This window comes from Streptomyces sp. NPDC017890 (assembly GCF_044328675.1).
Taxonomy (GTDB): domain Bacteria; phylum Actinomycetota; class Actinomycetes; order Streptomycetales; family Streptomycetaceae; genus Streptomyces.
In genome coordinates this window covers 168,765-189,256 of the sequence record NZ_JBIRHU010000001.1, presented here as the reverse complement: position 1 = coordinate 189,256, position 20,492 = coordinate 168,765, and the positions used below count along the sequence as shown (strand labels likewise).

The following is a 20,492-nucleotide window of genomic DNA, read 5'->3' as shown; positions in this document are numbered from 1 at the left end:
CTCCCGAGGGGGAGGCGGCCGGGGCCCGGCGGTACGGCGTCGCGGTGGCGTCAGCCGAAGGCCTTGACCGCGTTCCAGTCCACGGTCAGGACGACCTTCACGGGGGAATTCGTGTTGGTCCTGGAGGGGTGGTAGATCCGCGTCTGGCCGTCGGAGCGCAGGCGTGCCCAGATGTCGGGAACGCCGTCGCCGCTGACGTCGGGGATGCCGATGGCCGTCGGCACGTTGGCCTCCGTCCAGGACGTGCCGTAGGCCACGTCGCCGTTGAGGGAGCCGGTGGCCAGCTTCAGCGAGACGAGGTCGACGCTGCCGCTGACGGGCCCGGGCTTGCCGTGCCGGACGTACATGTTGCCGTTGTCCAGGTTGCGCCACAGCAGGTCGGGCGTCTTGTCGCCGTTGATGTCGGCGACGTTGACGATCTCGCGGCGCGCCCAGGCGTCGTCGTTCATCAGCGTGGCCGACTGGAAGGCGGCACCGGTGTAGCCGGACAGCGTCCAGAACTCGGCGCCGGCCCGCAGCACCAGGTCGGGATGCCGGTCGCCGGTGATGTCGCCGACCGCCTTGATCTGCGTCCAGGTCGAGGGTGCCGGGACGCCCGCGGGCAGGCGGACACCGAGCCGGTCGCCGACGTCGAAGCTGCCGTAGCCGTCACCGGGGTAGAGCCAGAACCTGCCGTCGGGGGTGACGGCGAACAGGTCGGTGGCGCCGTCGCCGGGGTAGGCGTCCGCGTAGTGGGTGATCAGCGCGGCCTTGCCGGTGGCCGGGTCGAACCAGTGGTTCGCCGGGTGCAGTTTCGTGTCCGAGGAGTTGTCGTCCTTGGTGTACGCGGCGCCCAGGCAGCCGTACAGCTCGCCGCCCTCGTTGCCCACGCAGTTGAACAGGTTGCCGCTCTCGTTCACGATCAGCAGGTCGGGGACCCCGTCGCCGCCGGTGTCACCGGGTGCGTCGGCCGTGTCCCGGGGCGGGACGTAGAAGGCGTGGTCCGAGCGGGCGCTCCTGTTGCCGTGCGCGTCGTAGGCGTACACGTTCAGCCAGTTGGGGCCGGCGTGCGGCGGCCTCAGGGCGGGGAGGGTGGCCTTGCCGGCCGCGTCGGCCGTCACGTAGACCCAGTCCAGGCCCTCGATCGCGTACTGGAACTTCGCCGCGCCCGCGGAGGTGAAGGTCACCGAGCCGGTCGTGCCGAACTTGACCCTCGACCAGGTCTGCCCGTCGGACGTGGCCGCCGGGAAGTCCACGCTCTCGATCTCGGGCTGGGGCGGAGCCGTGGCGTCGACCGTGAGCCGGCAGGGCTCGGTGCCCGTCGGGAAGTACGTGGAGGCCGCGCCCTCGGTGTCCACGGCGCGCACGTCCCACGAGTAGGTGGTCTTGTCCGCCAGCGGCAGGGTGGCCGGGATGACCGCCCTGGCGGTGCCGCCGGAGTCCGGGGTCTTCGTGTAGGTGACCGGAGTACCGCCGGTCTTCCAGAAGCGGAACTGCAGCGACTTGAGGTTGCCGTCCGGGTCCTTGGCGTTCGCCGACAGTGTGATGTCGGTCTTGCCGATGGTCACTCCCGCGCCCGGGCCGGGCGAGCAGACACCGCCGGGCGACGACTTGCCGCCGGTGGGCTGGCTGGGCTTGCGGTTGTAGTCGACCGTCAGGGTCGCCGAGGTCGCCCGGAACTTCCGCCAGGTCTGGGTGTCCGACTCGCTGGTGGCGCGCATGCCGAAGGTGATGTTCGACCAGCCGCTGTCCGCGCCCTTCTGGGCGGCCTGGTCCACGTCGAACGACTCGTACTCGTCGGGGCAGCCGCCGGAGGACCAGCCGTGCGCGAAGGACTGCTTGGCGAGTTCCGTGGACCAGCTCGGCTGCTTGTTCCACGTCGTGCCGGACGAGATCGACCCGGTCAGATAGAACTTGAACTCACGTTCGGTGCACGACCAGGAGTGGTTGTTCAGCACCTTGAACTTCGCGTCGGTGACCGTCGCTCCCTTCAGGCCGCTGCTGAACTTCATCCGCCAGAAGGAGCGGGCGGTGCCGTTCGAGTCGTCCTCGTGGCCGACGCGGGCGTCCGAGGTGCCGGAGCTGAAGTTGGTGCCGTTCCAGAAGCTGCTGTTCGGGTACGGCTTGTACGCCACCGTCCAGGCCTGCCACGGCCCGTTGAGGGTCGGGTCGACGAAGACGGGGAAGCGGGTCGCCGGGTCGGTCAGCAGCCCGGCCTCGCCCAGCCCGAGGTCGACCCGGGCCGTCTTCGTCCGGTCGCCCGCCAGCCGCATCGGCATCTGGGCCTGCCGCGCGCCGGGCTCGATGCCGCTGAGCCCGGACAGCTTCAGCACGTCGGCCGGCGTGGCCACGGAGGTGCGGAGCTCGCCCTCGGGCTGCTCGGGGTCACGGCCGCTGGAGTCCCAGGCGAACGGCGTCGGGAGGGAGCCGAGCTCCTTGCCGGCCCCGTCCAGCACGCTGACGCGGCTGCCCGCCTCGTCGTACTGGAACACGGCCGTTTGCGAGCGCAGCCCGTAGGAGACCTTCGCCAGTGCCTCGCTCCGCGCGGCCTCGCGGTCCTTGACGATGAGCAGCTGGGCGAAGCCGCCCTCCTCGCGTGCGACCAGGAGCAGATCGACGCCCGGCAGTACCTCCGGGTAGAGGGCCCGGGGGCCGTCGAGCACCGGCTCGGGCAGCTCGCCCGGCCAGGTGTAGGCGACGGTGTGGCCGTCGATGTCCATCTCGGCCAGCACGGTGTCCCGCGCGGCGACACCGTCGGCCAGCGGCAGCCGGGCGTAGGAGCGGTCGGCGCGGTCCTTCCCGCCGGCGGTGCCGCTGGAGAACCGCACCGGCATCACGGGGTTGACCGGGCGGACGCCGAGGGTGTCGCCGGCCTTCCCGGTCTTCCGGAGCCGGTTGTCGATCGGCGCCCACGCCCCCTCGGCGTTCTTCGCCCGCCGGGGCAGCGCGGTGATCTCGGTGCGCATCTTCCCGTCGGGGCGTGCCCAGGTCTGCGAGGTCGCGGTGGTCGCGGTGTCGACGAGGACCTGCTTGCGGGTGCGGCGGGCCTCAGCCGCGGCGGCCGCCTCGTCGCGGGGGCCGGTCGCGGCCGGCTTGGCGTCCGTCGCCCGGTCCGCCTGCGGCGTCGACGAGTCGTCGGGCGTCCACCAGGGCAGCAGGGCGGCGGTGAGGGCGGCCAGGACGAGGCCGAGGGTGAGGGCCAGCCTGGTGCGCGTGCGCACGAGGGGGCTGAGAAGACGGGGCGGCGCGGACACGGCGGTGGTCACTCCCGTGTGGACCAGGCGGATGGGGGCAGCACGGACAGCCCCGGGCGGCGGGCCGCGGGGCATGGGCGCGCACACGATCACACGATCCGCACGGGCCGTCCACGTATGAAGAATTTATGAATTTGTGATGACCGCCCCGTGACCGCGCCCGGCCGGAATCCAGGTGTCGCATGTACGGCTTTTGATCACCTGTTGTGCGGCGATGACGTCGCTTTTTCGCCATACATCTCGCCAGTGGCGAGAAGTGACGTTCTGATGTGACATCAGGCGTGGCGCGGATCACGTGAATTGAGCCACGAGTCGATTTGTCGATCTTGAAGCCTGTGGCGCGCATGTCAGATGGTGCGGGCACATTCGTTTGCCTGGGTGGGAGTCGACGCGCATGCGTGCTCAGAGTCCGCTGTCCTGGCTGGGGCGTAGACGCCCGGCCCTGACGGAGTCACAACGACGGCGTCGGCGGCACGGCCGCGTGGCGACCGTCCTCCTGTTGTCCTCGACGATGATGGTCACGACCCTCAGCGCTCAGGCATGGGCGGTACCGGGTCCCGGCATGAGCCGCGAAGGGGCGATCGACCTCCCCGACCTGCCCGAGAGCACCTCCCTCGACGGGGACGAGGAGGCGGAGAAGAACCTCACCACCGCGGACGTGGTCCCCGTCGACCCGTACGCGCCGGCCGCCGTCACGCCATGGACGGAGGGCAGCGGCACCGCGACCCTGGCCGCGGACGCCGCCGCCGGCACCACGGTCCCGGTCTCGGGCGGCCTGCCCGTCGCGGTCGGTGTGCCGGAAGGAACCGCCGCCGCCGCCGTCGCGGGTGAGTGGAAGGTCGACCTGGCCGCGCCCGCCGCGTCCCAGGAGGCCGGTGTCTCGGGCCTGATCATGCAGGTCACCCCGCCGGCCACCGCCGACCCGGCCGCACAGGTCGCGCTCACCGTCGACACCACCTCCTTCGCCGACCTCTACGGCCCGCAGGCCGCCGACCGCTTCGGCCTGGTGCTGCTGCCCGAGTGCGTGCTGACCTCCCCCGACACCGGTGACTGCGCCGCCGAGGGCGGTGCGCAGACCATGTCGGGGAAGGCCGGCGACAAGGCCGAGCGGCTGCCCAGCACGGTCGAGGTGGTGCCGGCGAAGGAGGCACCCACCAAGGCGAAGGCCCCCCGGAACGCCACCACCCACAAGGTCCTGACCGGCTCCGTACCGGTCGCCGACCTGCTCGGCGGCGAAGCGGCCGCCCGGCAGGTCCCGGAGACCGGCACGGATCAGACCCCCGAGTCCGCCCCGAAGCCGTCCGGTGCCTCCGCCCGCACCGCCTCCGCCCGCACCGGCGCCCTCCAGGCGGTCGACGCCTCCGGCCCGCAGGTGATCGGCGCCATGGACACCGGCGCCTCGGCCGCCGGCGACTTCACCGCGACGCCGCTGCTGACCTCGGGATCCTGGTCCGCCGGAGCCTCCTCCGGCGCCTTCACCTACGGCTACCAGGTCCAGGTCCCCGAGACCGCGGGCGGCCTGATGCCGAAGATCGCGCTGAGCTACTCCTCGCAGACCGTGGACGGACGCACCTCCGCCACCAACAACCAGGCCTCCTGGATCGGCGACGGCTGGGACTACAACCCGGGCTCCATCACCCGCACCTACGCCAACTGCCGTCAGGACTCCAAGAAGGCCGGGTCGAACAACGCCACCCACCGCACCGCGGACCTGTGCTGGGGTTCCGACAACGCCACCCTGTCACTCGGCGGCATGACCACCGAGCTGGTGTGGGACGACGACCAGGGCAAGTGGATCACGGCCAACGGCGACGGCGCCAAGGTCGAGCGCATCGAGGACCCCGAGACCAAGAACGGCGCCCGCAACGGCGAGTACTGGGTCGTCACCACCCGCGACGGCACCCGCTACCACTTCGGCCTGCACGAACTCCCCGGCCACACCGACGGCAGCCCGGTCACCGACTCGGTGCTGACCGTCCCGGTGTACGGCAACCACCCGGGTGAGGACTGCTACAAGGCCGGCGACTGGGCCGGCTCCTGGTGCACGCAGGGCTGGCGCTGGAACCTCGACTACGTCGAGGACGTCCACGGCAACGCCATGTCCCTGTGGTGGAAGACCGAGCAGAACCACTACGCGCGCAACTTCAACTTCAAGGCCCCCGTCGTCTACGACCGCGGCGGCTACCTGACCCGCATCGACTACGGCCAGCGCAAGGACAGCATCTTCTCCGCGCCCGCCCCGGCCCGCGTCAACTTCACCGTCGACGAACGCTGCTTCACCGAGGGCTCGCTGACCTGCTCCGAGGGGAACTTCACCGACAAGGACCCGGGCAAGTACCGCATCTGGTACGACACCCCGGCCGACCTGCGGTGCGCCTCCGGCAAGACCTGCTGGAACGCCGGCCCCTCCTTCTGGAGCCGCATGCGCCTGAAGGAGATCCAGACCTCCGCCCAGCGGCGCACCGACACCGAGGCCCGCCAGGTCGTCGACCGGTACGCGCTCCAGCAGAGCTTCCCGGTCCTGAAGACCGGCCCGAACACCGCCCTGTGGCTGGAGTCGATCCAGCGCACCGGCTACGCCCGCAACGGCTCCACCGACGACAGCGTCGAACTCAACGCGGTGCGCTTCGAGTCCAACGCGGACGACATGCCCAACCGGGTCATGCGGCCGAACGACCCGCGCCCCGGCTTCTCCCGGCTGCGTGTCGCGCGCGTCATCAACGAGTACGGCGGCGAGACCGTCGTCACCTACAAGCCGGCCGCGGGCGACTGCGCCACCGGCACCGGACTGCCCGGCAAGTCGGACACCGCCGCGCTGAAGTCCAACAACCGCCTGTGCTACCCCCAGTTCTGGAGCCCCGACCCCGAGGACGAGGAGATCGACTGGTTCCACAAGTACGTCGTCGACTCCATCGAGGAACTCCCCAACGTCGACGGATCCTTCAGCACACGCACCGGCTACGAGTACAAGAACGCCGGCTGGAGGCTCGCCGAGTCGGAGTTCACCAAGAAGTCCACCCGCACCTACTCCCACTTCGCCGGGTTCGAGCAGACCACGGTGATCACGGGCACGGACGAGCCGAGCATCGGCAGCAAGAAGTCCAAGGCCGTCACCCGCTACTTCCGCGGCATGGGCGACACCGTCCCGGTGAAGGACATCACCGGCGCCGAGATAGCCAAGGACCGTGAGCCCTTCGCCGGCCGCATCGCCGAGGAACTGACCTACACCAACGCCTCCGACGCCGACACCGACTGGCTGTCCCGCAGCGTCACCGTCCCCGCCGCCACCGAACTGGGCAGGCGCGACCGCGACGACGGACTGAGCCCGCTGCGCGCCTGGCGCGTCACGGAGCCCAGGGAGATCGCGTACACCAAGTCCTCCGGCACCGGTGACGACGACCGCACCCAGCGGGTCGTCGAGTCGAAGACGGAGTACGAGTCGACGCACGGCCTGCCCACCCAGGTCGAGTCGCTCGGCGACACCGGCAAGCCCGGCGACGAGTCCTGCACCCGGATGGAGTACCTCCACCACCCCGGCAAGAACCTCGTCGGCCTGACCAAGCAGGTCATGGTCTCGCCCACCACCTGCGCGAACGCCGACTTCTCCGACCTGTCCACGCTCAGCGGCGCCACCCGCACCGCCTACGACGGCACGGGCTACGGCACCGCGCTCTCCGGCACCACCCGCGGCCTGGCCACCGAGACCTGGTCCCTCAACGGCGCCGGCACCGGTTTCCAGACCAACGGCACCAGCCAGTTCGACGCCGTCGGCCGGGTCGTCAAGCAGACCGACCCGGACGGCAAGTCCGGCACGATCACCTACACCCCGGCCACCGGGCAGGTCTTCGAGGTCACCGAGACCAACGCGGTCGGCCACACCCAGAAGCAGGTGCTGGAGCCGGGCCGCTCCACCACCCTGAAGACCACCGACGCCAACGGACACGTCAGCGAGGCCAAGTACGACCCGCTGGGCCGCCTCCTGGAGGCCTGGGGTCCGGGCCGCACCCCGTCGAGCTCGTCCGTCGCGGACTTCAGGGCCGTCTACACCGTCCCGAAGTACGACCCGGCCAACCCGGACCGCAAGCCCCCCTTCGTCACCTCCTACACCCGCGGCCACAACGACCGCGTGGAAGCCTCCGTCACCCTCTACGACGGCCTCGGCCGCGAGCGGCAGACGCAGGAGGAGGCGGACGGCGGCGGTCACCTGATCACCGACACGCTGTTCAACAGCTCGGGCGAGATCTGGCAGACCAGGAACGCCTACCTCACCCACGAGGCGAAGCCGGGCGAGCTGTTCACCCCGCTCGCGGACACGGCCGTCCCCAACATCACCCAGTACACCTACGACGGCCTGGGCCGCGTGGTGCAGGAGACGCCGGTCCTCAAGGTCATGGACCCGGAGACCAAGGAAGCGACCTCGCAGCCGGTCGAGGCGAAGGCGACCCGCTACGAGTACGGCCAGGACTGGTCCAAGGTCGTCAACCCGGCCGGAACCTCCTCCTACCGCGTCTTCACCGACGCCCTCGGCCGCACCTCCCGCGTCGACACCTTCAACTCGGCGCCCAGCGGATTCACTTCGATGCGGTACACGTACGACCACCGCGGTCAGCTGGTGAAGGCGGCCAACTCGGCCGACCCCACGCACCCGTACACGTGGACGTACGACCACCGCGGCCGGCAGACCAGCGCCACCGACCCGGACACGGGCACCACCCGCACCACCTACGACCACCGCGACCGGACGCTGACCACCACCAACGCCCGCGGGGTCACCGTCTGGAACGGCTACGACGTCCTGTCCCGCCCGACCCAGCAGCGCCTGGACAGCGCCACCGGCAAGCTGCTCGCCGACCTGGGCTACGACTCGGCCCCCGGCGGCAAGGGCATGCCGGCCACCGCCACCCGCTACACCGACGGCGAGGCCTACACCCAGCGCGTCAACGGCTACACCAAGGACTACGACCCGACCGCGACCACGCTGACCCTGCCGCAGTCGCTGGCCGACACCTGGGGCCTGAAGACCTCCTACACCTACGGCTACACCTACAACGACACCGGCGCCCTCGAGGAAGCCACGCTGCCGGCCGTCGGCCGCCTCGACGCCGAGAAGCTCGTCGTCCGCTACAACAAGTACGGCAAGCCCCTCTCGATCTCCGGCAAGGACTGGTACGGCGCCGAGACGGTCTACGACTCCTACGGCCAGGTGCTGCGCTCGACGCTGGGCGCGCAGCCGTACCGGGTGTGGACGCAGAGCTCCTTCGACGAGTCCACCGGTGAGCTGAAGGACCAGTCGGTCTACCGCGAGGGGACCGGCGACCAGAGCGTGGTCTCCGGCCACCTCGTCTCCAACCGCTCCTACACCTACGACCCCTCCGGCAACGTCACCTCGATCCGCGAGCACTCGGACGGCATCGCCGAGCGCCAGTGCTTCGCCTACGACCCGCTCGGCCAGCTCAAGACGGCCTGGACCGCCAAGGACCAGACCGCCTGCGCCGCCCCGAAGAACACCGACGGCACGCTCGGCGTGGCCGCCGGCAAGGACGGCACCGGCTACTGGCAGGAGTACGAGTACGACCTCGTCGGCAACCGCACCAAGCTGACCGAGAAGGACCTCACCGGCGCCACCGCCAAGGACGCCACGACCACCTACTCCTACGGCAAGGCCGACGGCACCCAGCCGCACACGCTGACCAAGGTGTCCAAGACCTACACCACGCCGCAGGGCGCGCAGGTCAAGGCCGAGGCGGAGCGCTTGTACGAGCTGACCGGCGAGACCAAGTCGGTCACCTCCGTCGAGAACGGCGACAAGCAGGAACTGACCTGGACCTACGACGGCAAGATCGACCGGATCAAGGGCCAGGGAAGCGGTGGCAGGACCCCGTACGTGGGTCTGGCCGACAAGTGCCTGGACCTGAAGAGCGGCACGGCGGCGGCCGGGCAGCCCGTCCAGCTGTACTCCTGCAACGCCTCGGTGGCGCAGAGCTGGCGCTTCGCCCCCACCCCCGGGACGGCACAGACCGACCCCGACCGGGGCACCATGGTCATCCACGACGACTGGTGCGTGCAGCCCGCGGGCAACACGGCCGGTGCGGCCGTCCAGCTCCAGAAGTGCGACGGCTCGGCCGCCCAGGAACTGAAGCGCAACGCCTCCGGCCAGCTGACCCACATCGCCTCGGGCCTGTGCCTGACGGTGAAGGACGGCGTCTCCACGGACTCGACGCCGATCGTGCTCGCCGCCTGCGGCGCAGGCAAGACCGAGCAGCAGTGGTCCCCGCAGAACGACACCCGCTACATCTACGGCCCCGACGGCTCGCAGCTGCTGCGGATCAAGGACAAGCAGGCCACCCTGTACCTGGGCGAGGCCGAGGTCACCGTCCGTCCGGGCGGCGCCCTGGTCCACACCCAGCGCACCTACTCGGCGCCCGGCGGCGCGGTCATGCGCTACGCCAACGGCAACGGCAGCGAGGCCCTGGTCGCGCTCGCCGGTGACCACCAGGGCAGCACCTACGCGGAGGTCGCCCTCTCCGGCGACATGGCGGTACGCGTCCGCAAGCAGGACCCGTTCGGCAACCAGCGGGGCGCGGACACGGTCGGATCCGACCTGCAGACGCACTCCGGGTTCCTGGGCGCCACCCGCGACGACAGCTCCGGTTTCCAGCCACTGGGCGCCCGGCTGTACGACCCGGTGGTCGGACGATTCCTGTCCGCCGACCCGGTGCTGGACCTGAACGACCTGCTCCAGTCCAACGGCTATTCCTACGCGCACAACAACCCGGTGACGATGTCCGACCCGACGGGTCTGGCCATCTCCCTGACCGCCTCCGAGAAGGCCGCGGCCCTCGCGGGAGCGGGGCTGTCGGCGGCGGAGGTCTCGCAGGCCCAGGCCACCATGGGCAAGTCCCTGACCTCGGTGATCCTCGGCGCAGCATGGAGCACGCTGAAGGACTTCATCGGCATCAGCGACGCCATGGCCTGCTTCGGCGGTGACATGTGGTCCTGCGCGGGCATGGTCATCGGAGCCATCCCGTGGTTCAAGGCCGGCAAGATCCCGGGCGTCATCAAGGCCATCGACCGCACCATCGACGCCATCCAGGCCTTCCGCAAGGCCAAGAAGGCGGCCGAGGCCGTGCTCAAGGCCGCGAAGGCGGCCGAGGCGGCGGCGCTGAAGGCCAAGAAGGCGGCGATCGCGAAGGCGAAGAAGGAAGCCGCGCAACGCGCCAAGAAGAAGGCGGCGGAACAGGCGAAGAGAACCGCCGACAAGGCGGCGGCCCAGGCCAAGAAGACCGGCAACGCCGTCCAGAAACAGGCCCAGGCCAAGGCGGCACCGAAGGTGTCGTCGGTCAGCAAGGCATCGGGAGGCGGAAAGAAGGCGGCGTCCAAGCCCGGCGGCAACTCCGGCGGCTCCTCCCGCAGCAAGGGCGGCAGCAGCGGAAGCGGCGGCACCGGCAAGGCCGACGGCGGCTCGTGCCCGATCAACAACAGCTTCGTGCCGGGCACCCACGTCCTGATGGCCGACGGCACCACCAAGCCGATCGAGCAGGTCAAGGCCGGCGACAAGGTCGTCGCCACCGACCCGAGGACCGGCGAACGCCGGATCGAGACGGTCACCGCCGAGATCAAGGGCGAGGGCCTGAAGCACCTGGTCAAGGTCACGATCGACACCGACGGCGCGGCGGGCACGAAGACGGCCGAGGTCACCGCGACCGACGGCCACCCCTTCTGGGTCCCCGAACTGGGCAAGTGGCTCGACGCCACCGACCTCCGCTCCGGCCAGTGGCTCCAGACCAGCGCCGGCGCCTACGTCCAGATCACCGCGGTCCAGCGCTGGACGAGCCCCGGCACGACGGTCCACAACCTGACGGTCGGCAACGCCCACACGTACTTCGTGGCGGCGGGGGCGGCGCCGGTCCTGGTCCACAACTGCGGCACCGGTGGGGCAGATCCCGACCACCTCCAGGACATGGTCGACGACATGACCGACCTGGCCGGGGGAGGCGCCGGCTGGCGCACCATGGGAGCGCTGCACGCGGACACCCCGACCGGGGGTCTGGACCTCGTCGCAGTGGGAGCGCGCGCGGACCTCACGCAGCGCCAGTGGACGTCTCTTCCCTCGCTCGGCAACGGCACCCTCGCCATCCGCGTTCCGCAGCCGGCGAAGACAGTCGCCAAGGACGACCTGTGGCACGCCGAAGTGAAACTGTGGACGGAAGCGGCGGGTATTCTCCAGATTCAGCCGCGTCTGCTCGTGGTCAGCAGACCCATCTGCCCCGCGTGTCAGAACTTCCTGACAGGACGAGGCGCGAGCATTACCTCAGCCACCACTGCTCAGTGGTAGGCGACTGATGAGGGCTGTGGGGGGAGCGAAGGCATTCGCTCCCCCCACAGCCATAGTGATCGTCCAAGATGGAGCAAACACATGCAGGATGTGGCCCGCGGCGCTGCCCTGGCCTTCAATGCCTCCGTGGTCCTGCGGATAGGTGGCGCGGTCTTCGTCGCCTGCCCGGACGACCGTCTCCAGTCCCTCTATTACCGCGTGGACGCAGGGCTGAGAGCAGTCTGGCGCCATCTGCGCGGTTCCGACATCCATCCCAGGGTCGTGCGGGAGGCCGAGGACGCGAACCGCGCGCTCGGCGAGCAGGCTCGGGCGCTCTGCCTCCCCGCGGAGTTCCTCAGGGGCTACCGCGACCTCGCCGCCGCTGCGCTCGCCCACTTCGCACGGCACGAAACCGTGTCCCAGGACGAGATGTCCGCACTGGCCCTGGAGACGGTCGGCTTCCTGGAGGCTGGAGTGGACAGCGCGCGGGATGCGGTGGCCTTTGAACGGTCGTGCCAGGCGGCCACCGAGGCGTTGCTCGCAGGCTGGGCCGATGACTCGCTGTCCACGATGAGGGAAGTGCGTCGCCAGACCGATGTGTGGGCCCTGTCCTACCAGCGGTTCGTCACCCCGGAACCCGGAAACGACCCCGACGTCGCGGACTGACCCGCTCCTGGGCGCGGGTCAGTCCGTCGGACCCGAGAAGCACGCGTACGGCCTTGGTCAGCCCGCGCTCACCGTGGCCCGCACGGTCCCGTCGGGCGAAGCCACCAGGACCGGCGTCCCGGGACCGCCCAGGTCCCGCACCGCCGCCCGGTCCTCCTCCGACGCCGAGTCGGACTCGGTCACCACCGCCGCCGCCTCCAGCGACTTCGCGCCGGACGCGACCGCCATCGCCACCGCCGTGCGCAGGGCGCTGAGCTGCAGGGAGTCCAGGGCGACGGTGCCGGCGACGTACGTGCGGCCGGTCTCGTCGCGTACGGCGGCGCCCTCGGGGACGCCGTTGCGGGCCCGGGCCGAGCGGGCCAGGGTGACGATCTTGCGGTCCTCGGGATCGAGGGCGGGAGTCTCGGTCATGAGGTGAGCATACGGAGCACTGCTGCGCGCCCGGCCCTCAGGGACGGTCGAGCCGGAGCCGCTCGGCGCGCGGCAGGCCGGCGACCACCAGGTCGTACGAGTCCTCCACGAGCTCCCGGACGAGACGGTCCGGGAGCGCTCCGGCCGGATCGCCGGCCACGGTCACCGTGTTCCAGTGCCGCTTGTTCATGTGCCAGCCGGGGACGATCAGCCCCGGGTGGCCGGCCCGGAGCCGGATCGCGTCGTCCGGGTCGCACTTCAGGTTGACCGTGAGCGGGTGCCCGTCCAGCGAGGACAGCGCGAACATCTTCCCCAGCACCTTGAAGACCGAGATCTCCGGGCCGAAGGGAAAGTCCTCCACCGCGGCGTTGAAGGACACACAGAAGCCGCGCAGCTCCCCGGGGGTCATTCCGGCACAGCCTCCTCGGCCGGTTTCACCGCGCCCACCGGTTCCACCAGCACCGTCACGATCTTGTTCCGGCGGCCCGCCGCGGCCTCCGCCGTCAGCCGCAGTTCGCGGCCGTCGGGCAGCTCCACGATCGACGAGGCAGCGGCGATCGGCACCCGGCCGAGCGCCTTCGCCAACAGACCGCCCACCGTCTCCACGTCCTCGTCGTCGAACTCCTCCAGGCCGTACAGATCGCCCAGGTCGCCGATGTCGAGGCGGGCGGTGACCCGGAAGCGGTCCTCGCCCAGCTCCTCGACGGGCGGGAGCTCCCGGTCGTACTCGTCGGTGATCTCGCCGACGATCTCCTCCAGGATGTCCTCGATGGTGACGATGCCCGCGGTGCCGCCGTACTCGTCGATGACGACGGCGACGTGGTTGCGCTCCTTCTGCATCTCGCGCAGCAGGTCACCGGCGTTCTTGGTGTCGGGCACGAAGAACGCCGGCCGCATGGCCGTGGAGAGGAGATCGCTCTCCGCCTCCCGGCTGATGTGCGTCCGGCGGACCAGGTCCTTCAGGTACACGATGCCCACGATGTCGTCCTCGCTGTCACCGGTGACCGGTATCCGCGAGAAACCGGAGCGCAGGGCGAGGGTGAGCGCCTGCCGGATGGTCTTGTAGCGCTCGATGACGACGAGGTCGGTCCGCGGGACCATGACCTCCCTCACGAGCGTGTCGCCCAGTTCGAAGACCGAGTGCACCATGCGGCGCTCCTCCGCCTCGATCAGGGACTCCTTCTCGGCGTAGTCGACCAGCGCCCGCAGCTCCGCCTCGGAGGCGAAGGGGCCGCGGCGGAAGCCCTTGCCGGGGGTGAGGGCGTTGCCGATGAGGATGAGCAGCGACGGGATCGGGCCCATGATCCGGGCCAGCGGCACCAGGACGTACGCCGCCGCGGTCGCGGTGTTCAGCGGGTGCTGGCGTCCGATGGTGCGCGGGGAGACCCCGACGGCCACGTACGACAGGAGCACCATCACCGCGATGGCGATCACCAGCGCCTCGCCGGTGCCGTCGAACTGCTTCAGACAGGCGTACGTGACCAGCGCGGCGGCCGCCATCTCGCAGGCGACGCGGACCAGCAGCGCCACGTTGAGGTAGCGCGTCGGGTCGGCGGCGACCTTGGCGAGCTTCTCGCCGCCGCGCCGCCCGGACCGTACGGCCTCCTCGGCGCGGAAGCTGGAGACCCTCGCGAGCCCCGCCTCCGCGCACGCGGCGAGCCAGGCGATCACCACCAGGGCGACCGCGCCGGCGATCAGCGGGAGGCTCATGAGACGGTCGGAGCCGGGGACGGGCCGGTCAGGCCCTTCTCCGCACGCCAGCCGTCCACGATGGCGGCCTGCAGACCGAACATCTCGGCCTTCTCGTCCGGCTCCTCGTGGTCGTAGCCGAGCAGGTGCAGCACCCCGTGGACGGTGAGGAGCTGGAGCTCCTCGTCCATGGAGTGCCGCGTCGGTGCCTCGGTGCCCTGCTGGGCGGCGACCTCCGGGCAGAGCACGATGTCGCCGAGCAGCCCCTGCGGCGGCTCCTCCTCGTCCTTCGCCGGCGGACGCAGCTCGTCCATCGGGAAGGACATGACATCCGTCGGACCCGGCAGGTCCATCCACTGGACGTGCAGCTGCTCCATGGCGTCGGCGTCCACGACGATCACCGAGAGCTCGGAGAGCGGGTGGATGCGCATCCGCGTGAGCGCGTAGCGGGCGATGTCGAGGATCGCCTGCTCGTCGACCTCGGTTCCGGACTCGTTGTTGACGTCGATCGACATGGTCGTGCTGGTCTACTTCCCCTTGGCCTTGGCACCGTGTTTCCCGTGGCCCTTGTGACCACCGTTCTCGGTGCCGTTCAAGCTGTCGTACTGCTCGTACGCGTCGACGATACGGCCCACCAGCTTGTGCCGGACGACGTCCTGCGACGACAGCCGGGAGAAGTGGACGTCCTCGACGCCCTCCAGGATGTCCTGCACCTGCCGCAGACCGGACTTCGTCCCGCCGGGCAGGTCGACCTGCGTCACGTCACCCGTGATCACGATCTTCGATTCGAAGCCGAGGCGGGTCAGGAACATCTTCATCTGCTCGGGGCTGGTGTTCTGGGCCTCGTCGAGAATGATGAAGGCGTCATTAAGAGTTCTTCCCCGCATGTAAGCCAGCGGCGCCACCTCGATCGTCCCCGCCGCCATCAGCCGCGGGATCGAGTCCGGGTCGAGCATGTCGTGCAGCGCGTCGTACAGCGGGCGCAGGTACGGGTCGATCTTCTCGTAGAGCGTGCCCGGCAGGAAGCCGAGCCGCTCGCCGGCCTCGACCGCCGGGCGGGTCAGGATGATGCGGTTGACCTGCTTGGACTGCAGGGCCTGCACCGCCTTGGCCATCGCCAGGTAGGTCTTGCCGGTGCCCGCGGGGCCGATGCCGAAGACGATGGTGTGCTTGTCGATCGCGTCGACGTACCGCTTCTGGTTCAGCGTCTTGGGGCGGATCGTGCGGCCGCGAGAGGACAGGATGTTCTGCGTGAGCACCTCGGCCGGGGTCTCCCGGCCGTCGCTCTCCCCGTTCTCGCTCGCCTTGAGCATGGCGATCGAGCGTTCCACTGCGTCCTCCGTCATCGGCTGCCCCGTGCGGAGCACCAGCATCATCTCGTCGAACACGCGCTGTATGAGGGCGACGTCATGGGTGTCGCCCACCGCGCTGATCTCGTTTCCCCGGACGTGGATGTCGGCCGCCGGGAAGGCCTTCTCGATCACGCGCAGCAGGGAGTCGCCTGATCCCAGCACGGTCACCATGGGGTGCTGGGCGGGGACGGTGAACTGTGCTCTCGCCTGTCCCTGCGCGAGGGTGTGAGCTGAGGGTGTCTGAGTCATGGGCCGGCGCTCGAGGCCTGCACATCCTCCTCTGCGGCGTGCGCCGCGTGACGGGTGTGGTCTGCTCCCTCCAGCGTACGACTCCCCGCCGACAGCGCCGAGACCTTTTATCCGACCGGCACTCACCGTCGTGTGCGGATCACGTCCCGGAACCAGCGGTACGACGCCTGGGCGCGCCTGCGCACGGGTCGAAGTCGACGTGCGCCAGTCCGAACCGGCGCACGCACCCCGACGGGAATGTCAACGCCCGCGCGTGGCGACAGCGTTACGCCCCCTCCTTCAGTACCCGCGAGACCAGCCTGCGCTGCTCGTCCGTCAGCCGCGGGTCGGCGGCGTACACCGTCCTCCCGTCCACGGTGATCTGGTAGCCGAACCCGTCCGGCACCCCGACGGGCGGTGTGCTCCGCCCGTCGGCGACCGCCCGCTCCGCCAGGGCGTGCCACTCGGCCGCGTCGGGGCGTCCCGTGGTGTCGATCTCCGCGTGGCGTTCGATGCCCGCGAAGCCTCCTGTGCGCCTCACCTGAATCCGCATGGGTCCGTGTCTAGTACGGAACTACAGGGTGTGCACCCCGACCTGTTCCCAGGCCTTGGTGACCGCCTCCAGTTCCTCGGCGTCGCCGTAGCGCTCCCGGGCGGCTCGCACGGTCAGCGTCGCGAAGTCCGTGAACAGCGCGTCCTGGGCCAGCTCGCCGCCGGTGAGCACGTCGTACCAGACCTGCCCGGCCCGTTCCCAGGCGTGTCCGCCGAGCTCGGTGGCGACGAGGTAGAAGGCGTGGTTGGGGATGCCGGAGTTGATGTGGACGCCGCCGTTGTCGCGGCCGGTGCGCACGAAGCCGTCCATCGTCGCGGGCTGCGGGTCCTTGCCGAGGACGTCGTCGTCGTACGCCGTGCCCGGCGCCTTCATGGAGCGCAGCGCCACCCCGGTCACGCGCGGGGCGAGCAGTCCGGCGCCGATCAGCCAGTCGGCCTCGGCGGCGGTCTGGCCGAGCGAGTACTGCTTGATGAGGGCGCCGAAGACGTCCGACACCGACTCGTTGAGCGCGCCGGGCTGGCCGTAGTAGGTCAGGTTGGCGGTGTGCTGGGTGACGCCGTGGGTCAGCTCGTGGCCGATCACGTCGAGGGGGATGGTGAAGTCGAGGAAGATCTCCCCGTCCCCGTCGCCGAAGACCATCTGCTCGCCGTTCCAGAAGGCGTTGTTGTACTCGCGGTCGAAGTGCACGGTCGCGTCCAGCGGCAGCCCGTCGCCGTCGATGGAGTTGCGCCCGTACACCTTGAGGAAGTGCTCGAAGGTGGCGCCGAGGCCCGCGTAGGCGCGGTTCACGGTGGCGTCCTGGCCGGGCTCGTCGCCCTCGCCGCGCACCTTCTTGCCCGGCAGGTCGGTGCCGTGCCGGGCGTCGAAGATCGTGCGGTGCGGCTTCTCGGGCTCGGCGCCGGCCCGCGGGGCGACGGTGGGGGCGCCGATGACCGTGGTCAGCGAGCGGTGGGTGCGCTCGAAGGCGTCGCGCTGGAGGGTCCGGCGGGCGGGTCCGGCGAGCACGGGGTCAGCGTGCTGGGCGAGCTTGTCGAGGACGTGGGGCGGCACGATGGTGCAGAAGACGGGCTCGAAGCCCCCGTTTGTCGTCATACCCGAAACCATCGCACTGCGTGACAGTGCTGTCACTAGCCGCAACCACGATTGGGGAAAAGCGGAGCCAACGCACCCCTCTGACCGGCGGCGAGTGGTATACAGCACTTTTTGTCCCGGTTCCCTCCATGATCCCGCATACTGATACGGACCCACGCGCGCCGCGTGACTCGGCTAGGGTGCTGGGCATCATGCGTTTCGGGCTGCTTCTCCTTAGCTGCCGCGGCGAGGGCCTGTAGAGGCCGACTCCCTCCCCGCGGAGCTTGGTGGTGCCGTCGGCCGTCCTTCCGGAACACGCGGACGTCGCGGACGTGCCGCACACCGCGGACATCACGAGGAGCCCACGCCATCATGGCCAACCGCCAGCAGCCCAGTTCCATGCCGATCGCCAAGTACCGCGGGTACGAGCAGGTCGACATCGCCGACCGCACCTGGCCCGACCGGCGCGTCACCACCGCCCCCCGCTGGCTCTCCACCGACCTGCGCGACGGCAACCAGGCCCTGATCGACCCCATGTCGCCCGCCCGCAAGCGCGCGATGTTCGACCTGCTGGTCAAGATGGGTTACAAGGAGATCGAGGTCGGTTTCCCGGCCTCCGGCCAGACCGACTTCGACTTCGTACGCTCGATCATCGAGGACCCGGACGCCATCCCGGACGACGTGACGATCTCCGTACTGACCCAGGCCCGCGAGGACCTGATCGAGCGCACGGTGGAGTCCCTGCAGGGCGCCAGGCGGGCCACCGTCCACCTGTACAACGCCACCGCCCCCGTCTTCCGCCGCGTCGTCTTCCGCGGCTCCAGGGACGACATCAAGCAGATCGCCGTGGACGGCACCCGGCTGGTCATGGAGTACGCGGAGAAGCTGCTGGGCCCGGAGACGGAGTTCGGCTACCAGTACTCGCCGGAGATCTTCACCGACACCGAGCTGGACTTCGCGCTGGAGGTCTGCGAGGCGGTGATGGACACCTACCAGCCCGGTCCCGGCCGCGAGATCATCCTCAACCTGCCCGCCACCGTGGAGCGTTCGACGCCGTCCACGCACGCGGACCGCTTCGAGTGGATGGGCCGCAACCTCTCCCGCCGCGAGTACGTCTGCCTGTCCGTGCACCCGCACAACGACCGCGGTACGGCGGTGGCGGCGGCCGAGCTGGCGCTGATGGCCGGCGCCGACCGCGTCGAGGGCTGCCTGTTCGGGCAGGGCGAGCGCACCGGCAACGTCGACCTGGTCACCCTGGGCATGAACCTCTTCTCCCAGGGCGTCGACCCGCAGATCGACTTCTCCGGCATCGACGAGATCCGTCGCACGTGGGAGTACTGCAACCAGATGGAGGTCCACCCGCGCCACCCGTACGTGGGCGACCTGGTCTACACGTCCTTCTCCGGCTCCCACCAGGACGCCATCAAGAAGGGCTTCGACGCCATGGAGGCCGACGCGAAGGCCAAGGGCGTCACCGTCGACGACATCGAGTGGGCCGTCCCCTACCTGCCGATCGACCCCAAGGACGTCGGCCGCTCCTACGAGGCCGTCATCCGCGTCAACTCGCAGTCCGGCAAGGGCGGCATCGCCTACGTCCTGAAGAACGACCACAAGCTGGACCTGCCGCGCCGGATGCAGATCGAGTTCTCCAAGCTGATCCAGGCCAAGACGGACGCCGAGGGCGGCGAGATCACGCCGACGGCCATCTGGGACGTCTTCCGGGACGAGTACCTGCCCAACCCGGCCAACCCCTGGGGCCGCATCCAGGTCGCCAACGGCCAGACCACGACCGACCGCGACGGCGTCGACACCCTCACCGTCGACGCCACGGTCGACGGCCGAGAGACCACCCTGGTCGGCACCGGCAACGGCCCGATCTCGGCGTTCTTCCACGCCCTGCAGGGCGTCGGCATCGACGTACGCCTGCTGGACTACCAGGAGCACACGATGAGCGAGGGCGCCTCCGCGCAGGCCGCCTCCTACATCGAGTGCGCGATCGGCGACAAGGTGCTGTGGGGCATCGGAATCGACGCGAACACCACGCGCGCCTCGCTGAAGGCGGTCGTCTCCGCCGTCAACCGGGCAACTCGCTGACCAGCCGAATTAGCGGTTCGAGGCCCCGCTCGCCGGAAAACGGCGGGCGGGGCCCCGTCGTATACCGGCCATCTCCACGTGCAGGTCACGGAAAGGTCTCGTCCTGGGTGCTGACTCCACGTCGATGGTGTGGCTAACATCACGCCAGCGCGACGATGCTGTCGCGCGGTTACGGAGGTGCGACGTGCTGCCTGGACGGGGACGGAACGGCCGAGCTGTGCGGCTGCCGCGCATGCTGGGCACGCGCACCGCGTGGACGCCCGTCGGCGACGGCGAGTTCTTCTGCCCCGGCTGCGGAGGCGACCGCAACTACCAGCGGCTCACCGGCCGCCGCCGCTTCACCCTGCTCGGCGTGCCCGTGCTGCCGCGCGGCGAGTCCGCGCCGACCGTCGAGTGCGCGGCCTGCCGCCGCCACTACGGCACCGACGTCCTCGACCACCCGACCACCACCCGCTTCTCCGCGATGCTCCGCGACGCCGTCCACACCGTCGCCCTCGCGGTCCTCACCGCGGGCGGCACCTGCTCCCGTACGTCGCTTCGGACGGCGGCCGTCGCGGTGCGCGCGGCCGGCTTCGAGGACTGCACCGAGGACCAGCTGAGCGCGCTCGTCGAAGCGCTGGAGGCGGACACCGGCCGGGTCCGCGGGGAGCCCTGCGTACCCGGCCTGGCCATAGAAGTGCACGAGGCCCTGGACCCGCTCGCCCCGCACCTCGCAACCGTCGGCCGCGAGTCCATCCTGCTCCAGGGCGCCCGTATCGCGCTCGCCGACGGCCCCTACACCCCCGCCGAACGCGACGCCCTGGCCACGGTCGGCGCGGCCCTCACCATCTGCTCCGACGACGTGACCCGCCTCCTGCAGGCGGCGGGCACGCCCTCCTAGC

The 20,492-nt window shown here is 70.3% G+C and carries 12 protein-coding genes; 4 read left to right on the top strand and 8 right to left on the bottom strand.

Annotated features, from left to right (window positions below; genetic code table 11):
* Positions 1-50 precede the first annotated feature (50 nt).
* On the bottom strand, positions 51-3,233 hold the full coding sequence (locus ACH4F2_RS00810) for a DNRLRE domain-containing protein (protein WP_398130528.1): 3,183 nt from the start codon (positions 3,231-3,233) through the stop codon (positions 51-53).
* 514 nt (positions 3,234-3,747) lie between these two features.
* On the opposite strand from ACH4F2_RS00810, the gene ACH4F2_RS00805 reads away from it, so the two are divergent.
* Together ACH4F2_RS00805 and ACH4F2_RS00800 are read left to right on the top strand one after the other, a co-directional pair.
* Positions 3,748-11,568 (top strand): ricin-type beta-trefoil lectin domain protein, encoded by a 7,821-nt coding sequence (locus tag ACH4F2_RS00805; protein ID WP_398130885.1) that lies wholly within the window; start codon positions 3,748-3,750, stop codon positions 11,566-11,568.
* An 81-nt stretch (positions 11,569-11,649) separates the two neighbouring features.
* On the top strand, positions 11,650-12,213 hold the full coding sequence (locus tag ACH4F2_RS00800; protein ID WP_398130527.1) for a hypothetical protein: 564 nt from the start codon (positions 11,650-11,652) through the stop codon (positions 12,211-12,213).
* A 57-nt stretch (positions 12,214-12,270) separates the two neighbouring features.
* On the opposite strand, the gene ACH4F2_RS00795 is transcribed toward ACH4F2_RS00800, so the two are convergent.
* The 7 genes from ACH4F2_RS00795 to ACH4F2_RS00765 all read right to left on the bottom strand — a co-directional run bounded on the left by ACH4F2_RS00795 (position 12,271) and on the right by ACH4F2_RS00765 (position 17,538).
* Complete coding sequence (locus ACH4F2_RS00795) at positions 12,271-12,624, bottom strand: cytidine deaminase (RefSeq protein WP_398130526.1); 354 nt, start codon at positions 12,622-12,624, stop codon at positions 12,271-12,273.
* Positions 12,625-12,661: 37 nt separating this feature from the next.
* Positions 12,662-13,033 (bottom strand): MmcQ/YjbR family DNA-binding protein, encoded by a 372-nt coding sequence (locus ACH4F2_RS00790; protein WP_398130525.1) that lies wholly within the window; start codon positions 13,031-13,033, stop codon positions 12,662-12,664.
* Complete coding sequence (locus ACH4F2_RS00785) at positions 13,030-14,334, bottom strand: hemolysin family protein (protein WP_398130524.1); 1,305 nt, start codon at positions 14,332-14,334, stop codon at positions 13,030-13,032. The genes ACH4F2_RS00790 and ACH4F2_RS00785 overlap by 4 nt, the downstream gene beginning before the upstream one ends.
* Positions 14,331-14,828 (bottom strand): rRNA maturation RNase YbeY, encoded by a 498-nt coding sequence (gene ybeY / locus ACH4F2_RS00780; RefSeq protein WP_398130523.1) that lies wholly within the window; start codon positions 14,826-14,828, stop codon positions 14,331-14,333. Before ybeY ends, ACH4F2_RS00785 begins: the two co-directional genes overlap by 4 nt.
* Positions 14,829-14,840: 12 nt before the next feature.
* Positions 14,841-15,914 (bottom strand): PhoH family protein, encoded by a 1,074-nt coding sequence (locus ACH4F2_RS00775; protein ID WP_398130522.1) that lies wholly within the window; start codon positions 15,912-15,914, stop codon positions 14,841-14,843.
* Between the two features lie 265 nt (positions 15,915-16,179).
* Positions 16,180-16,446 (bottom strand): protealysin inhibitor emfourin, encoded by a 267-nt coding sequence (locus ACH4F2_RS00770; protein WP_398130521.1) that lies wholly within the window; start codon positions 16,444-16,446, stop codon positions 16,180-16,182.
* Positions 16,447-16,467: 21 nt separating this feature from the next.
* Entirely contained in the window at positions 16,468-17,538 is a 1,071-nt protein-coding gene (locus tag ACH4F2_RS00765) for a M4 family metallopeptidase (protein ID WP_398130520.1), read from the bottom strand.
* A gap of 351 nt (positions 17,539-17,889) precedes the next feature.
* On the opposite strand from ACH4F2_RS00765, the gene leuA reads away from it, so the two are divergent.
* Both leuA and ACH4F2_RS00755 read left to right on the top strand, forming a co-directional pair.
* Positions 17,890-19,611 (top strand): 2-isopropylmalate synthase, encoded by a 1,722-nt coding sequence (gene leuA, locus ACH4F2_RS00760; RefSeq protein ID WP_398130519.1) that lies wholly within the window; start codon positions 17,890-17,892, stop codon positions 19,609-19,611.
* Between the two features lie 184 nt (positions 19,612-19,795).
* On the top strand, positions 19,796-20,491 hold the full coding sequence (locus ACH4F2_RS00755) for a TerB family tellurite resistance protein (protein ID WP_398130518.1): 696 nt from the start codon (positions 19,796-19,798) through the stop codon (positions 20,489-20,491).
* The last annotated feature ends 1 nt before the right edge of the window (position 20,492 follow it).

Bases quoted from the DNA above. Each gene is read 5' to 3' on its own strand.
- ACH4F2_RS00805 (WP_398130885.1), top strand. From the start codon at position 3,748: ATGGTCACGACCCTCAGCGCTCAGGCATGGGCGGTACCGGGTCCCGGC.
- ACH4F2_RS00800 (WP_398130527.1), top strand. From the start codon at position 11,650: ATGCAGGATGTGGCCCGCGGCGCTGCCCTGGCCTTCAATGCCTCCGTG.
- ACH4F2_RS00795 (WP_398130526.1), bottom strand. From the start codon at position 12,624: ATGACCGAGACTCCCGCCCTCGATCCCGAGGACCGCAAGATCGTCACC.
- ACH4F2_RS00790 (WP_398130525.1), bottom strand. From the start codon at position 13,033: ATGACCCCCGGGGAGCTGCGCGGCTTCTGTGTGTCCTTCAACGCCGCG.
- ACH4F2_RS00785 (WP_398130524.1), bottom strand. From the start codon at position 14,334: ATGAGCCTCCCGCTGATCGCCGGCGCGGTCGCCCTGGTGGTGATCGCC.
- ybeY (WP_398130523.1), bottom strand. From the start codon at position 14,828: ATGTCGATCGACGTCAACAACGAGTCCGGAACCGAGGTCGACGAGCAG.
- ACH4F2_RS00775 (WP_398130522.1), bottom strand. From the start codon at position 15,914: ATGACTCAGACACCCTCAGCTCACACCCTCGCGCAGGGACAGGCGAGA.
- ACH4F2_RS00770 (WP_398130521.1), bottom strand. From the start codon at position 16,446: ATGCGGATTCAGGTGAGGCGCACAGGAGGCTTCGCGGGCATCGAACGC.
- ACH4F2_RS00765 (WP_398130520.1), bottom strand. From the start codon at position 17,538: ATGACGACAAACGGGGGCTTCGAGCCCGTCTTCTGCACCATCGTGCCG.
- leuA (WP_398130519.1), top strand. From the start codon at position 17,890: ATGGCCAACCGCCAGCAGCCCAGTTCCATGCCGATCGCCAAGTACCGC.